A 16508-nucleotide genomic window follows, 5' to 3' on the forward strand; every position below is an offset into this window, starting at 1 on the left:
AAATTTGATGCTATTATTGTTGGAGCTGGCGTATCCGGACTTGCAGCAGCTTATATTATGTCGAAAGCAGGCCTTAAAGTTATTGTAATTGAAAAGGGTCAACACCCTGGATCAAAAAATGTTATGGGTGGAGTTTTGTACAGTCATATGATGGCGGAAATCATACCTGATTTTTGGAAGGATGCTCCACTCGAACGTGCCATCGTTGAACAAAATCTATGGATAATGGGTAAAGAATCTGTTGTTAAAACGGGATATAAAGATATGGAATGGTCAAAAGCTCCCTACAATAACTTTACTGTTTTTAGAGGTAAGTTTGATCAATGGTTTGCGAAGAAATGTGTTGAAGTTGGTGCACTGATTATTAATGAAACCGTAGTAAAAGAATGCATAATAGAAAATAATAAAGTAGTTGGCGTTCGCACGGACAGACCCGATGGAGATATATTTGCAGATGTAGTTGTTCTTGCAGACGGAGTAAATTCATTACTAGGTAAAAGTCTTGGATTCCATAAGGAATGGCGCATGGACCAGGTTGCTCTTTGTGTTATGGAGGAATTAAAAATGCCTTCTAAAGAAATAGAAGAACGCTTTAATCTTGATATAGGAATGGGAGCAACCATTGAAATATTTGGTGATACTACATTAGGTATGGTAGGTACAGCTTTCATTTATACAAACAAAGATCATATATCTATTGGATGTGGTGCATTACTTTCACAAATGTATAATAAACGCGTTGAACCTTATGAACTACTAGAGTATATAAAGAATCATCCTATGGTTAAACCCTTAATTGCAGACAGTCAGCCTTGTGAATATTATGCTCATTTAATTCCAGAAGGTGGTTATAAAAGCATTCCGAAATTAGTGGATGAGGGGGTTATAGTTATCGGTGATGCGGCTCAGTTTGTTAACGGCATTCATAGAGAAGGTTCAAACATGGGAATGACTTCGGGACGTTTTGCCGCCGAAACAATTATAAGAGCTAAAGGCATTGGAGAATTCACCAAAAAAACTCTTTCTTATTATGAGGATTTAATTAAAGAAAGCTACATCACTAAAGATCTAAAAAAATATAAGAATGCTTCATCTACTATGGAGAATAATGGGGCTTACTTCAATCATTATATGCCAGCACTTAATAAATCTGTTAGCGAAATGTTAACTGTGGACGGTGTATCTAAATCTCAAAAACAAAAACTAATTATAAAACACATGACTAAAGGCAGATCAATGTTAACTGCCGCTTTAGATATATTTAAAATGTTAAAGGAAGTGAAATAATGGGTGATATAAAAAAGAAGGTCAATATTGATGATAAATTATTTTTGAATACTTATAATGCTGATACAGTTTCCCATCTAGTTATCAAAGATGAAGGTGTTTGTGCCGCTTGCGATGAAAAGAATTGTACAAAATTTTGCCCAGCAGGTGTATACCAATATAAAGATTCTAAAATAGTTGTAGGATATGAAGGATGCCTCGAATGCGGTGCTTGTCGGATTGCATGTCCTCATGATAATATAGATTGGAACTATCCTCGTGGAGGATTTGGGATACAGTTTAGATTAGCTTAATGATTAAAAACATTTAAGGTGTGCAAAATATTGCACACCTTAAATGTTTTATAAATAATGTTATTTGAATTCTTAGTCTTCACCTAAACCCATTTTAATTATGACACGCCACTATAATTATTACATTGAAATTGAATTGTTATATAAATCATGCTAAAACAATCATGATGCTCTCTTTAAGGACAACAATTTCTAACGCATCTAATTTTATCTTGTCATAGTTTATGTAATATAACTCAACTCACATATTAGATATACCATTACAGTAGAATTAGGCCCAAATACAGTGTTAATAAATGATGCTGATGGACAAAACGGAGAAGTTCGCTCTTTCACTTAATTTCATAAAATATAGCACACCTAAACTAATTTCAAATTATTTTTTCTATGATAAATAACATGTCCTACTACAGCTACAATAAACAAAGTTATTAATATAACTTAACCCACATAAACTTATTCCCTCCATTTTTAATGTAATCTTAAAAGTAATAATATATTTTTTACTATATCAATTTATTATGTAGATTTTAGAAGATTACTATTTACTCTTTCCAAAAAATTCATTTATTCTTTACGAGGATTATAAAGGAGCACTTGTAATTTGTTACTTGTGATGTATTAATAATATTATTTTGGTGAATTTCATTTATTCTACATAATATCTTCATAAAAAAATAATATAATATGTATTGTACTTACAATATATTTTCAACAACTCGTACTTTATAAAATATGTAGTTTTAAAATATATAAAGGTGGTGGTAATTTCCCAGCTTGAAGACATTTATAGTTTAATAAGTAATGATTTGAATCTAGTGAAAAACATATGTAAGTCTAAGTACCAATTATCCACACGCAATTATAAGCTGTTTTAATTATGTGTGCTAGTTACAAAATTGTGGCGACACTACCTGGAACAATAAAAAACAAATTAATAGCCTCATGTTGAAAATGTTAGACTTTTAACAAGATATGCAAATAAAAATTTAAGGAGATTTTAAAATGAAACTACTTAAAAACAAATATTTTAACATCGTATGGACAGTACTACGTTTATGGTTAGGTTACCAGTGGATTTCTTCTGGATGGGAAAAAATCACTGGAGGTGGATGGATTGGCAGTACTGCTGGTACAGGCATAAGCGGATTTTTAAAAGCTGCATTAATTAAATCTTCTGGTGCTCATCCAGCAGTTCAGTCGTGGTATGCTGACTTTATCAAAACAATAGCACTACCAAATGCTGTAACATTTAGTTATCTAATTGCATTTGGTGAATTTCTTGTTGGCATTAGCTTAATTCTAGGTGCTCTTACAGTTGTAGGACTTATCGCTGGTGCACTTATGAACCTAAATTATATGTTAGCTGGCACTACTAGTACAAATCCAAATATGTACACAGTAGCATTTCATACTCCTATTTGTTGGGGTTAATGCCTATACTATTGGGCTTGACCACTTTATACTACCCATTCTTAAAAACATCTTTACCAAAAAATCAGATTCAGATCCAATTTCCTCATAAAACAAATTTTTTTAATCTTATTTATTAAAGAATTCAAGTTTAAAACCTAAAATCACCGTATTTTGTTTAACAAAAGATGAAAATAAATATTTTTAAAAAGGGGCCCAAGAAACATGAAATTAAAATCATTAAAAAGCTTTGTATTTACCTTAATATTAATTTTATCAGTTTCGATATCTGCATTTGCTTCTACAACTGGTACTCGAATTAACAAAACGGTTGATGGTGTAAAAGCCACCTTAACCTTTACAAACCCAAAATTAAAGCTAGGTAATAATAATTTCACAATTAAAATACTTGATAAAAATGGAAACCCTTTGCCTAATTTAAAAGTCACTGCATCTGCGGACGATCCTAATGGTACTAATGGTGCTGTTAATACGAGTGGTACGAGCAGTATGGCTGCTATGCCTGGCATGAGTGGTATGAGTGCAAGTGATATGACGACGATACCTCTAAAAGACGGTTCCATAAAAGGCGAATATACAGGAATGGTAAACATCAAAAGTACAGGTAAATGGATTGTTGAATCTACTTTCGATGTTAAAGGACAGGCAAAATACATTAATTTTAATGTTAATGCGCAAGGCCCTAACTTTCTTCTAATTGGCGGTGGATTTTTAGGAGTAATTGTACTAGTTATAGTTGTAGCTGCTTTGAATAAGAAAAAATCTGTTAAAGCTTAGATAGGTATTATTTGTAAAATTATTATGATTATATATATTATTTAAGAAAAGTAAAAGCAGAAGTTATAAAAAACTTCTGCTTTTACTATACCCTTTTATACCATGATTGCTATCAATAATCCAACAATCACTGACAAATGATATTTTAATCCAATCTTACTAATTAGACCCATAGTCCTTCCTTTTGTATTCATGTTTTTATCATAAGATATAAAATCAATTATAGACTTATAAGGGAAAAATATTAAAACAGTCACTAAAACAACAATCGGATAAATGTGTACTAGTACTAATATAAATGTTAGTACTAAAATGATTATTACATTAATAATCCAAAGTTTCTCAGCATTTTTGACCCCTAATAAAATAGGCAATGTTTTTCTACCTACTTCTCGATCCTCTTGCAAATCACTTATATTATTAGATAATAATATAGTACTTATATATATTACTGTAGGAATTGCTACTAAAAATGTATTTAGATTAATTGCACCAGATTGAATATAAATTACTGTCGTTGTTATACCAATACCCATTGTTATTCCAGCAACAGCTTCACCAAATGGAGTATATGAAATAGGAAAAGGTCCAAATGCATATGAAATTGAAATAATACCTCCGATAATTGCAACAATCAAAATATAATAACTTGTTTGACTAGCAATAAAAATACCAATCATACAAGCGATAAGTTGAAATAAAAATATAGTAACCAAAACTTGTTTTGAAGTAATCTCCCCGCTTACTAAAGCTTTTTCATTACCACTCTTTTTGTTATCTGCTCCACTTTTAAAGTCGGAGTAATCATTAACCATATTAGTTGCACTTTGAATAAGTATCATGGCAACTATTAATAATATGAAATATAATATGTTAAACTTTCCAAAAGCATACTTTGAATAAATTGAGCCTAAAATTACAGGGACAATCCCTGCAACAAGAGTCTTTATGTCCATAAGTTTAATTATTGATTTAAAACTCATTTTTACCTCTCCTTACCAAATGGATTATCTTTATTTGATTTTATAATAGCATTTGTAACTGTCATATATGATATTAATACACTATTTTCATCAAACATTTCAACACTCCATACATGAGATGTCTTTCCCATATGTATTAGCTTTCCTTTCGCAAGAATATAGCCTTCTATTTTTTTTGCATTCATATGGTTTGCAGTAATAGTTTGCCCTACTGCTACTTGATCTTTATTTATCATTTGAAGTGAGGCGTGACCTGTAATTGTTTCTCCGAAGGCAATTGTCGCACCCCCATGTAAATAGCCAAAGGTTTGATTATGAAACTGGTTTAAATTCATTTTAGCTTCAAGTCCACGTTCAAACACATGAATATATTCTATATTTAAACCCTCTATTAAATTCATCCTATTCATCACCTATTTTAATATAGTCTATTGTATATTTTTTTAATATAGCTTCATCAATCTCAACGCCTAATCCATAACCTTTAGGTACTTTTATTAGGCCCTTTTTCACAATGATTTCTGGTTTAATTATATCCTTTTTAAAGTAACGCTTAGATGACGATAAATCTCCTGGAATATAAGTATCATTTAAACTAGCTAAATGAACATGCAATATTTTAGAAATTTCACTTTCAACCATGCTTCCAATCCAATACTTAATATTATTTTCCCTGCATATGTCAATCATTTTTTTTGCATAGTAAATTCCACCAACACGGCCTACTTTTATATTTAATACCTTAAATGATTTTAACAAAATTGCAGTTCTTAAATCATTAACGGTTTGGATGCTTTCATCCAGACATATTGGAGTACGAAGCTGCTTTTGAAGTTTTTGATATTCTAAAAAATTTTCTGTGTTTAATGGTTCTTCTATGCACTTTAAATTAAATTGATCTAATTTTTTTATATCATTAATCTGATCAAACTTATAACTTTTGTTAGCGTCTACTAGCAATTGGATGTCAGGATACTTTTCTCTAATAGCCTTTAACTTTATAAAACCATCGACTGGTTTAATCTTTATTTTAAAGCGAGTATATCCTTCATCTTGATAATCCTCGATTTGTCTTATTAGAACTTTAACATCTAAATCACCAAGTACAATTCCTGCATATATCTCATCACTAGTCTCTTCATCAAATACAAGCTTCATAATAGACTTATTATTTCTTTTAGCATATAAATCTACCAAGGAATTTTCGAGTCCTGCCAGTGCCATGGGACACTCTACATCTAAATCTTTGTGTATATCAAAAGGATGCTCTATATTGTGATGAATTACAGCATTAATATATTTATTTATTAACACCTGCTTAGAACCATCCAATGTCTCATTAGTATAAAATGGTTCCTTAAAAGAAACCACCTCACCATAGCCATTATTGCCAAGTTCATCTGTAGCTTTAATTACAATTGTTTCACGATATTTTATAGAAGCTTTCGATGTCTTAAATGTGAAATTCATAGGCATTTTAATATGAAAAAGTTCTACTTGCTCAATCTGCATTTATACACCTTCTTATAAATCTTTTTTTAATATCTTCCCTACTGAATTTTTAGGGAGAGATTCCATAAAAATAATTTTTTTAGGAATCTTGTATTTAGCTAATTTAGTTGAAAGATACTCTAATATTTCATGTTGACTTAAGGTAGACACCAAATAAAGTACAGGAACCTGTCCCCACTTTTCATCAATATGTCCAACCACTGCACACTCATTTATTTCCGGATGTGCATATAAGATGTTTTCTATCTCTTTCGGATAAATATTTTCACCACCAGATATAATTATATCTTTGCGACGAGCAACTATATTTAAAAATCCATCTTCATCAATGTATCCCACATCTCCTGTATTAAAGTATCCAGATATATTTTTTTTACCTAGATATCCATCTATAAGCATAGGACTTTTAATTAGGATTTCACCAATTCCTTTTTTATCAACATTTTGAATTTGAATATCTACATTTTCAAGTGGAATTCCGACTGAATCAATTTTCTCTGGATATTCTAATACTGAAAAAGTAGTGGATTGACTTGTTGTCTCTGTCATTCCATAGGTTTTATATAATGGAATGTTTCGTAATATGCTTTTCTCAACCAAATCCTTAGGTATAAATTCACCACCTAACAACACTACACGTAATTTATGTATTTCTATTCTCTCAACAATCCTATTTAACATAGTTGGAACAATAGAGATCATATTTATAGTCCCACTTTTAATTAAGCTTAAGACTTTTTCTTCATCAAACCTTTCCAGTATAGTAATTTGAGTACCATTGTATAAACTTCGTAGTAAAATAGTTAATCCACTAATATGATACATAGGTAATACCAAAAGCCAATTATCCCCCATTGTTACCCCAATACTTTTCTGGGATGCCAATACATGAGCTGAAAACTGTTTCCACCTAATAGGAACTGATTTGAACTCGCCGGTTGTAGCACTTGTATTCATGATAACAACAATGTTTTCACCTTCAAACTCTTCTATTAATTTTACCTCTTCCCTCTTATTTTTATAAACTTTATTAAAGCTTATAAATCTATCGTCATATGAAAATATAACTTTAACCTCTGTTAAGGTTAATTGATTTTTAAGCTCATTCTCTGTCAAATGAATATTTAACATTACAACTTCTTTACCCAAAAGTTGTAATGCCAAAAAGAAGAGAACCATATCAACTGAGTTATTTGAATAGATAGCAACCCTTCGCTCAGTTTTCACATATGACGATAGTTTCCCAGTAAGTTCTATCACACGTTCATAAACTTCATGATAAGTTAAATCATTAATGAACTTTTTATTTGGATTTTCAATGTTGTGTTTTTTAAGCCAATTCATTTTATCTCACCTTTACAAATTTATTTATGGGAATTTAGGAAATTCTTCAAAATTGGGGTCGCGTTTTTCTTTAAAAGCATCTCGCCCTTCTTTTGCTTCCTCCGTAGTGTAATATAATAAAGTAGCATCCCCTGCTAATTGTTGCAAACCAGCTAATCCATCTGTATCTGCATTAAATGATGCTTTTAAGAAACGTAATGCAGTTGGAGAATGTTGCATTATTTCTTTTGCCCATTTTACTGTTTCCTGTTCTAACTCACAAAATGGAACTACTGTATTCACAAGTCCCATATCAAGAGCCTCTTTAGCAGTATATTGACGACATAAATACCAAATCTCACGTGCCTTTTTATGACCAACGATACGTGCTAAATATCCTGCACCATACCCACCGTCAAAAGACCCTACTTTGGGTCCTGTTTGACCAAATTTAGCATTTTCAGAAGCTATTGTTAAGTCACATACTATATGTAACACATGGCCACCACCAATTGCGTACCCATTAACCATTGCAATAACTGGTTTTGGAATAATTCTAATTAAATGTTGCAAATCTAAAACATTTAAACGTGGGATATTATCATCACCAACATATCCTCCATTTCCACGTACCTTTTGATCTCCTCCTGAGCAGAACGCCTCGTTTTCCACGCCTTGACCATGATTAGCTCCAGTTAAAATTACCACACCTATTTTACTATCTTCACGAGCCATAGTAAATGCATGGATTAATTCCATTATAGTTTTAGGACGAAAGGCATTTCTCACTTCAGGTCGATTAATTGTAATCTTTGCAATCCCATCATAAGTTTCATATTTTATATCTTCATAATTACGCATTGAATCTTTCCAATTAAATTTATCCATATCTTCACTCCTCTAAATTTTTAAAAATTCGTTTAAAACATCCATAAATGCTTTAGCATCTTCAATATGAGTATTATGTCCACATCCATTTATTGCAACATGCTTTATATTTTTATTTAATTTTTTAAAATTTTTACCCACTGCATCATATTTTTTATCAAATTGTCCACTAACATATAATGTAGGCATAGATAATTTAACTATTTGATCTTTCAGACATGGAAATTTTCCTTGGCCAGTGCATTTCAGTGTGTTTGAAAGTGCTCTAGTACTATTACCTAAACGTCTTTTGTTTATTTCATTAATAATAGACCTTGGTAACTTTCTTTGTGATTTAAAGATGCCTAAATCACTCCAATATTGATTAAACCATTCTATCCCATTTTTTTGTATCATTTTTGATAAGTTTACATCATTCCTGCGACGTTTTAAGCGATTTAAAAATCCAACTTCACCATAAGATGCATTTTCTAAAATCAGATTATCGATTTCTTTGGGATAATTTAAAGCATAGGCTAGTGCAATACGACCACCCATAGAATAACCTAGCATTGAGTATCTCTTTAAACCTAACTTAGAGATGATCATATTTAAATGCTTAATCATTACTTTTAATGAATAATATTTGAAAAGTTTTGGTTTATCACTTTTCCCATGTCCAATTAAATCAATTAATATTAATTGATGCTCATGCAATTTAATAACTTCCCAGGTGCCAAGGTTTTCTGAAAAACCATGTAAACAAATAATTGGTTTTCCTTCACCCTTTACTTCAATGTGATATTTGATTTTTTCAACTTCAATAAACATACTATCACCCTATAATGTTGTGTATTTTTCATGTAATATTTTACTTAACTCTGAATTGATTTTTACCTCAATTAGCTTAATTCCTTCCAAAGTCAGTGCTTCATTAAAGTCATCTTCAAACTGCTTATAATCTTTCGCTTCATAATAGATTGTATTATACAAAGTTTTTACGCCCTCAAAATTTATTCCCTGTGGTGTTAAAAATAAATGTTCAAAATGATTTTCTTTACTTTGAGGTAAATATCTAAAAATTCCTCCCCCATCATTATTTAATAACAGGATAATTAAATTTAAATTATGTGCCTTTCCAATTAATAATCCATTTAAATCATGGTAAAATGCCAAATCACCTGCTATTAAAACTGTTGTATGATTTGATGTAGATATACCTAGTGCGGTGGAAACAGTACCATCAATTCCATTTGCCCCTCTATTACATAAAACCTTTATATTCTGATTACGGGTTTCAAAAAAGTAATCCATATCACGAATCGACATACTATTTGCTACAACTAATCTACTTTTTTCTGGCAGCATACCTTGTAGCTTTTGAATTAATTTTCCTTCAAATAGGTATTCTTCATCCTTTGCACCATTAAGTTGTTTACGCATTTGTTTCTGATATCTTAACCACTTATCTAAATACTCTCTATTACTATTTTCTATACCAATAGAGGTAGCAAACAATTTTGGTGAAGAAACAATATATCTTTTCGTTGACAATGATGGATTACAATATTTAAAACTTTCACCAATTTGTATATATAAAGCCTCTTTATGTAGTGTCAAAAACTGCTGCAACCTTTTAGAAACAGGTAACTGCCCAAAGTGAATAATAAATTCAGGTTCTAATCCTCTTTTAATATCATCATCTTTTAAAAAAGCATCATAACTATCAATAATAATATTACTAGAGTAATTTCTTAAATTTGAAATTGGGTCAGCAAGTATTGGTATTTTTAACCGTTCTCCTAGTTCTAAGACTTGTTTATGATAGTTTGAATATGCATCTCCACCACAAATAATAATTCCATTTTTATTTTTAAAAATGGAGGCATCCATGAAAATTTGATTTTCTCCTTCGCTGAATTCAAATTTGTTTTTTGCACGCCCTACAGTAAAGTTAAGCTTACTTAAATCTGGAGTTAAAGGGTCACGAATTGGTACATTAATGTGGATTACCCCATATTCTTTTGACATAGCACTTACATATGCTTTCTGCATCACCACACGTACATACCTGTACATACTTTCACTTTCCTCAGGAAGTGCCAGTTCTTCGTAATATTTTGTAAAGTTGTCGAATATTTTATTCTGATCAATTGTTTGTGGTGCCCCAACATTACGGAGTTCAGGTGGGCGATCAGCTGTTAAAACAATTAATGGTACTCCTGAATACTTTGCTTCCACAATGGCAGGTAAATAATTCGCCACAGCGGAACCTGAAGTACAAACTAATACCACAGGTCTAGCCTGTTCTTTAGCTATACCTAGCGCAAAGAAACCTGCAGAACGCTCATCAACATTTACATAGATTTTAAAATCATGTTCACAAAATAATATAGATATGGGTGTAGATCGTGAACCTGGACTAATTACAACTTCACGCACACCTAATTGATATAGTTCGTCAACTAACGCAGCAATATAATTTGTCATTTTTTTCTCCTCTTCACTATAAGCTTTCTATTATTGTTTTTAGCTTATCCTTTGTTTCAATATATTCGACTTCACAATTTGATTTATCTACTATTCCACATCCTGCATAGGCATATGCTATATTTTCTACAATCAGAGCAGATCTTATTCCTGCTACAAAAATACCATCCCCATTTTCATCCATTATGCCAATAGGCGCCGCATACAAGCCTCTTTCATGTTTTTCATATCTTTTGATTAATTCCAGAGCTTTATCTACCGGATTACCACCTAAGGCAGGGGTAGGATGAAGTCGTTTTACCCATTGAAGTAAAGTGCTGTTTTTATCAGTTCCATGAATAGCTGTTTGTAAATGATGCAGATTTTTAAGTGTTAAAATTCTAGTCTCATCGACAATCAATTCATCTGTAAATCTCTTCATAACTTTAACTATTGAGTCAATAACAATTTGATGTTCATGGCGATTTTTAGTATCCGTTAATAACGCCTCTTTCTGTAACTCATCATTCTCATTGCTTCGCAAAATAGTGCCAGCAAGAGCGTAACTTAATACTCTGTTTTTATCTTTTTGGACCAAAATCTCTGGTGTTGCACCTAAAAATGTTTTACCGTCCTTAAAATAACCAAATACAAAACTATTTATGCTTTGTCTCAAAAGCTTCTGTAATACACTTTCTACATTTATTAGAGCACCACATTCAATTTTAACTTCTCTTGAAATAACAACTTTATTTACCTCTTCTTTCGAGATTGCATCTTTTGCCGCAGAAAACATTTGTGTCCATGCTTCATAATCGTCCATTTCATATATATAAGAATGCTGGCAAACTTCCACTTCCCTATTTTCAATTTCAACTAAATCTTGAAAATAGTAAAATGTCTGTTTACCATCCTTTTCAACAAGATAATATTCAAATGCAACATTTTCATTACCAAATCCCGCCCACTTTTCATCTTTGATTGAATTAAAAAATGTCATTGATGAGAAAACATATAAATAATCCTTTATACTTTCATCAATAGAAACGGCTTTTAAACGTTTAGCCCCAAGAATCAACTCTTTTTTTATTGGATTATAGAATGAAAACTTTTCCTCGTTTTCAAAATGCCTCCAAAACGAAAGCGGATTATCTAATTTAATCTGTTTTTCATAATATTTCAAATTATACACCTCTATATTTAAATTATAATAAATTTTCTAATCTCTGATATACTAACCAATCGACCCATCAGAGTTATTTTATAAAAGCATCCTTATAAATTTTTTCTTTGTCTTTTTCTAAGCTATAACAACTTTTTTTACTGTTACTTTCATTATGATCACAATTGCTTCCACAACATCCTAATCCTAATTTAGACATTAAAAACATTACACCCATAAACATTAATACTGATATTATTGTTCCCATATCTACCACTCCATTCTTTTTTATATAACTTATTATAAAAAAAACTTATAAAGATTTTATGTAGAAATGAAGCATTTAAAGAAATATTTATAATGAATAAATTTTGTACGTAGTTTAATATGGACAATTGTTATAATTCAAATTGTAACAATTATGTGAAACACACAAGATCTCCATATCTTTTTAGTATAATATTTACAGTTGTGATTTTTCTCATAGAAAGGAGTTTTTACTATTTCGTATTTTACATTGAGGCTTTATGAAATTATGGGTATGTTAAACAGACTTTTAAGTGACCCTATAATGAATTTTTCAGAAAATCTAAATATACCTTTGATTGGTGTTTTCTTAATTGGGATTATTGGTTCAACCGCTCCATGTCAACTCACCACAAACCTTGGAGCTATTGGATTTATTACAAAGGATGGATCTACCAATAAAAATCTTTTTAAAAGTGCATTATGGTATTCACTTGGTAAGCTAACTATATTCTTGTTTTATGGAATATTAATATTATTATTTAAGGTTAATATACAAAGAGCATCTATACCTTTCTTTAGCTTATTTAGAAAGCTTATGGGACCTTCTGTAATAGTTATTGGGCTTTATATCTTAGGTGTTTTAAATTTAAAAGGATCTATTGGAAATTCATTTATAGCTAATGTTGATAATTTAACATATAAGTTTAAGCTATTTAATCCCTCATTTATAATGGGTTCACTATTTTCACTAGCCTTTTGTCCAACTTTATTTTGGTTATTCTTCGGAATTATTGTTCCTCTAAGCTTTAAATCTCCTTTGGGAATAATTTATCCTCCGCTTTTTGCATTAGGAACCCTTATGCCCATCTACTTAATATTATTATTGATTTTTATAGGAAAAACTAACTTTAAATCCAACATAACAAAATTCAAAAATATTCAAATCACAATTAGAGTTTTTGGGGGGCTTTTACTTATTATCTTTGGGTTAATTGATAGCTTTATATATTGGTAATTAAACATTAATTAGTATCATTAATACTAAATCGGAGGTGTTTTATACTTGAATGACATAACAGTATTATTAGCTTTCTCTGCAGGTCTTCTATCATTTTTATCTCCTTGCGTCCTTCCACTAGTTCCTGCATATATTAGTTATTTAACTGGTTCTTCTATAGAGGAATTAAAGGATGGCAAGGCTAAATTTTCTACTCTATATAATTCCTTTGGATTTGTGTTAGGTTTTTCTATTATTTTCATTTTAATGGGTGTTTCTATAACTTCTCTTGGTAAATTACTAACTACCCATAAAGATTTGTTTAGAAAAGTTGGAGGGACCCTTATTGTTGTTTTTGGTCTCCATACCCTTGGAGTGTTTAAAATAAAATTGTTATATCGCGAGAAAAGGTTTTTATATTTTAATAAAATTAAAGGCCCATTTAGTTCAGTAATAATGGGAATGGCTTTTGCTGCAGGTTGGACCCCTTGCATTGGTCCTATATTATCCTCAATACTCATCTATGCTACAAGTATGAACTCTGAGGGTAAAGGGGTTTTACTTCTGATAATGTATTCCCTTGGACTCGCTGTTCCATTTATTTTAACTGCCATGGCCATAGGGAGCTTTACTAAACAATTTAGAAAGTTTTCAAAATATCTACCTATAGTATCTACAATTAGTGGTTTATTAATGATAACAATGGGAGTTATGATCTTCATGAACAAATTAGCAATATTAAGTCAATATACAAATTTTATTAATTTCTAATAAAAGGAGAGAATAAATATGAAAAAATATCTAATAGTACTTATAGTTTCCATCGTTATAGGTGGCTCCATTTATACTTTAAACACCTATAATGCATCAAACTCTAAATCTAACTCATCTGTGGGAAGCACAGACAGTAGTACTACTCAAAATAATACCTCTATCCAACCTATCGTAACAAACCCTAATGCTGCTAAAATCAAGGCTATAGATTTCAAATTAAAAGATCTTAACGGTAAAGAATTGTCTTTAAGTGACTTAAAAGGTAAGAAAGTATTCCTTAATTTTTGGGCAACTTGGTGTCCTCCATGTAAAGCAGAAATGCCTGAGATTGAAAAATTATATCAAGAAACAAAAAATAGCAACTTAGTTATAGTCGCCGTAGAGATAGGAGAGCCTTTAAGCACGGTTAAACCCTTTATTGATAGTAACAAGTATAATTTTAGAGTGCTTATAGATCCTGATCAGAGTGTTGCCGCTAAATATAATATAACATCTATTCCAACTTCATATTTCATTGATGTAAATGGAAATATCGTTTCTAAAAGTATTGGTGGTATGAATATTGATCAGATGAAAACATATATTAAGACTTTAGATAAATAGTTAATGAAAAAAATAAATTCAATATCCATTAAATGGTACAGGGTACTGCTTTAAGTTTAAGCAATACACTTTATTATTGAAATTGAACATATTTTAAATAAAATAAAATAAAACAATATAATATAATGAATAATTAAGAGTGGGAGGTTGTAATGTTTGATATTGAATCAAGTGTGTGTTTTATAAATAGTAAGACATCTAAAAAAATGGTGAATATGTTTAATGAAAGATTAATTCCACTTGGTGTAACCAGGGTTCAGTGGATAGCTATGTATTATTTATTAAAATATGGAGACCTCAGCCAACATGAATTAGGAGAAAGAATGGACATTAAAGAGTCTACTGTTGCAAGGCTTTTAGATAGAATGGAAGAGGAGGGCTTAATTAAAAGATCTAAGGCAAGGGAAGACAAAAGAGTTACATATATTAATCTTACCCATAAAGGTAGAGAGAGAATTGAAGAGCTTTTACCAGAAGGACAAAAAATGAGCAAGCTTTTTTCAATGAGCATTACAGAAGAGGAAATCCAAGTATTTAAAAGAGCACTTCAAAAATTCCTGGGAAATTACTATCTATACCAGTAAAGGCTGGGCTTCAAATATTCGCTGTTATGCAGATTAAACTTGAAGAGTTTGTGCTAATAACACTTCTATTGAATATTATAATATTGAATTAATTTTTTAGGAGGAATATATTTGGTTATTACACCTGATGTTTCAAATCTATCTTTTAAAATGAGAAATGGTATTAAGTATTTTGAATTGATAGCAGAAAAAGTAAAACAAGAAATATTACCAGGCTTATATATAAATGGATTAGGATACAACGGTAATATACCAGGCCCTACAATACAAGTATATCCGGGAGATTATGTGAACTTAAGGATATATAATAAACTAGATGAACCAACAAGTGTACATTGGCATGGGTTAGACATACCAAATTTAATGGATGGAGTTCCAGGCGTTGAACCATCGCCACAAATATTATCTGGAAGTTATTTTGATTATTATTTTAGAATTATAAATCCACCAGGAACTCATATGTACCACACTCATATGGACTCAAGTAAACAGGAAATGATGGGGTTAGGTGGAGGTTTCATTATTTTAGATCCATATGAGACCGATAGGATAATCCAGAAAGATTATTTTATTATGCTTCATGAATTTCATCTAAAGGATCTCAAAATGCAAGAGGTAAAAAAAGGCACCTACGATATTGATCCCATGTCTCATGATTTCAATTTTTTTACTATGAATGGTAGATGTTATCCATATACTACACCATTAGAAGTAATGAAAGGAGATATGGTAAGAATAAGGTTAGGGAATATAGTATGGATCCTCACCCAATCCATATTCATGGGCACCAATTTTTGGTATCTGCATCGGATGGCAATACTATACCATGCTATGGTAGATTGAAGAAAAATACAATACTAGTTGCTTCAGGTGAAACCTGGGATATTGAGTTTAAGGCAAATAATCCAGGCGTATGGCCCTTTCACTGCCATATTCCACATCATATGTCCAATAATATGACTAGTAAAATGGGTGGTATGTTTACAACTATTGTTTGTAAATAGATAAGATATAGTAATACTAAACGGAGCCATTAAACCATATTTAGATTTATTGTATATAATGGTATAACTTACTCGGAAGTTGTTTCGCAGTCTTATATACTCGCGTAGCAATTATACTATTTAAAAACAATATAAATCGGAATTTGTCAACATAGTTGTCGCATTTTTTAATTTCAACCTTTTTATGATG

General features: G+C 30.9%; 19 protein-coding genes. 10 read left to right on the top strand and 9 right to left on the bottom strand.

Annotated elements, in window-relative coordinates:
- The 4 genes from Q0649_RS00810 to Q0649_RS00825 form a co-directional block, all read left to right on the top strand.
- Window positions 1–1287, top strand: a 1287-nt coding sequence (locus Q0649_RS00810; RefSeq protein ID WP_298836290.1) for an FAD-dependent oxidoreductase, incomplete at its 5' end; no start/stop codon positions are given.
- Window positions 1287–1580 (top strand): ferredoxin family protein, encoded by a 294-nt coding sequence (locus Q0649_RS00815; RefSeq protein ID WP_298836292.1) that lies wholly within the window; start codon window positions 1287–1289, stop codon window positions 1578–1580. The genes Q0649_RS00810 and Q0649_RS00815, both read left to right, overlap by 1 nt.
- Before the next feature lie 1005 nt (window positions 1581–2585).
- A complete protein-coding gene (locus Q0649_RS00820) occupies window positions 2586–3014 on the top strand; it encodes a DoxX family protein (protein ID WP_367179330.1) in 429 nt (142 codons plus the stop codon).
- A gap of 204 nt (window positions 3015–3218) precedes the next feature.
- Window positions 3219–3791, top strand: a complete 573-nt coding sequence (locus Q0649_RS00825) for a hypothetical protein (RefSeq protein WP_298836294.1) — start codon at window positions 3219–3221, stop codon at window positions 3789–3791.
- Window positions 3792–3886: 95 nt separating this feature from the next.
- On the opposite strand, the gene Q0649_RS00830 is transcribed toward Q0649_RS00825, so the two are convergent.
- From Q0649_RS00830 to Q0649_RS00870, 9 genes are all read right to left on the bottom strand, one after another.
- A complete protein-coding gene (locus Q0649_RS00830; protein WP_298836296.1) occupies window positions 3887–4774 on the bottom strand; it encodes a UbiA family prenyltransferase in 888 nt (295 codons plus the stop codon).
- Window positions 4775–4776: 2 nt separating this feature from the next.
- Entirely contained in the window at window positions 4777–5175 is a 399-nt protein-coding gene (locus Q0649_RS00835) for a PaaI family thioesterase (RefSeq protein WP_298836298.1), read from the bottom strand.
- A 1-nt stretch (window position 5176) separates the two neighbouring features.
- Window positions 5177–6286, bottom strand: coding sequence for an o-succinylbenzoate synthase (menC, locus tag Q0649_RS00840; RefSeq protein ID WP_298836300.1), 1110 nt, complete (start codon window positions 6284–6286; stop codon window positions 5177–5179).
- A gap of 12 nt (window positions 6287–6298) precedes the next feature.
- Window positions 6299–7630 (bottom strand): o-succinylbenzoate--CoA ligase, encoded by a 1332-nt coding sequence (gene menE / locus Q0649_RS00845; RefSeq protein WP_298836302.1) that lies wholly within the window; start codon window positions 7628–7630, stop codon window positions 6299–6301.
- 24 nt (window positions 7631–7654) lie between these two features.
- Window positions 7655–8497 (bottom strand): 1,4-dihydroxy-2-naphthoyl-CoA synthase, encoded by an 843-nt coding sequence (gene menB, locus Q0649_RS00850; protein ID WP_298836304.1) that lies wholly within the window; start codon window positions 8495–8497, stop codon window positions 7655–7657.
- Between the two features lie 12 nt (window positions 8498–8509).
- Window positions 8510–9307: a 2-succinyl-6-hydroxy-2,4-cyclohexadiene-1-carboxylate synthase gene (gene menH, locus Q0649_RS00855; RefSeq protein WP_298836306.1), complete on the bottom strand. Its 798-nt coding sequence runs from the start codon at window positions 9305–9307 to the stop codon at window positions 8510–8512.
- A gap of 9 nt (window positions 9308–9316) precedes the next feature.
- Window positions 9317–10966 carry a 2-succinyl-5-enolpyruvyl-6-hydroxy-3-cyclohexene-1-carboxylic-acid synthase gene (gene menD, locus Q0649_RS00860; RefSeq protein WP_298836307.1) on the bottom strand — a complete coding sequence of 550 codons (1650 nt, stop codon included), beginning with the start codon at window positions 10964–10966 and terminating at the stop codon, window positions 9317–9319.
- A 16-nt stretch (window positions 10967–10982) separates the two neighbouring features.
- A complete protein-coding gene (locus Q0649_RS00865) occupies window positions 10983–12128 on the bottom strand; it encodes an isochorismate synthase MenF (RefSeq protein WP_298836308.1) in 1146 nt (381 codons plus the stop codon).
- A 73-nt stretch (window positions 12129–12201) separates the two neighbouring features.
- A complete protein-coding gene (locus tag Q0649_RS00870) occupies window positions 12202–12375 on the bottom strand; it encodes a hypothetical protein (RefSeq protein ID WP_298836309.1) in 174 nt (57 codons plus the stop codon).
- A gap of 267 nt (window positions 12376–12642) precedes the next feature.
- On the opposite strand from Q0649_RS00870, the gene Q0649_RS00875 reads away from it, so the two are divergent.
- The 6 genes from Q0649_RS00875 (at window position 12643) to Q0649_RS00900 (ending at window position 16318) form a co-directional block, all read left to right on the top strand.
- Window positions 12643–13371 carry a sulfite exporter TauE/SafE family protein gene (locus tag Q0649_RS00875; RefSeq protein WP_298836310.1) on the top strand — a complete coding sequence of 243 codons (729 nt, stop codon included), beginning with the start codon at window positions 12643–12645 and terminating at the stop codon, window positions 13369–13371.
- Window positions 13372–13419: 48 nt separating this feature from the next.
- Entirely contained in the window at window positions 13420–14124 is a 705-nt protein-coding gene (locus tag Q0649_RS00880) for a cytochrome c biogenesis CcdA family protein (RefSeq protein ID WP_298836311.1), read from the top strand.
- 18 nt (window positions 14125–14142) lie between these two features.
- Entirely contained in the window at window positions 14143–14730 is a 588-nt protein-coding gene (locus Q0649_RS00885) for a TlpA disulfide reductase family protein (RefSeq protein ID WP_298836312.1), read from the top strand.
- A 152-nt stretch (window positions 14731–14882) separates the two neighbouring features.
- Window positions 14883–15314, top strand: a complete 432-nt coding sequence (locus Q0649_RS00890; RefSeq protein WP_298836313.1) for a MarR family winged helix-turn-helix transcriptional regulator — start codon at window positions 14883–14885, stop codon at window positions 15312–15314.
- A gap of 111 nt (window positions 15315–15425) precedes the next feature.
- On the top strand, window positions 15426–16157 hold the full coding sequence (locus Q0649_RS00895; protein ID WP_298836314.1) for a multicopper oxidase domain-containing protein: 732 nt from the start codon (window positions 15426–15428) through the stop codon (window positions 16155–16157).
- Window positions 16070–16318 carry a multicopper oxidase domain-containing protein gene (locus Q0649_RS00900; protein ID WP_298836315.1) on the top strand — a complete coding sequence of 83 codons (249 nt, stop codon included), beginning with the start codon at window positions 16070–16072 and terminating at the stop codon, window positions 16316–16318. Before Q0649_RS00895 ends, Q0649_RS00900 begins: the two co-directional genes overlap by 88 nt.
- Window positions 16319–16508: the final 190 nt, after the last annotated feature.

This window comes from uncultured Clostridium sp., assembly GCF_937920395.1.
Lineage (GTDB): Bacteria > Bacillota > Clostridia > Clostridiales > Clostridiaceae > Clostridium_AD.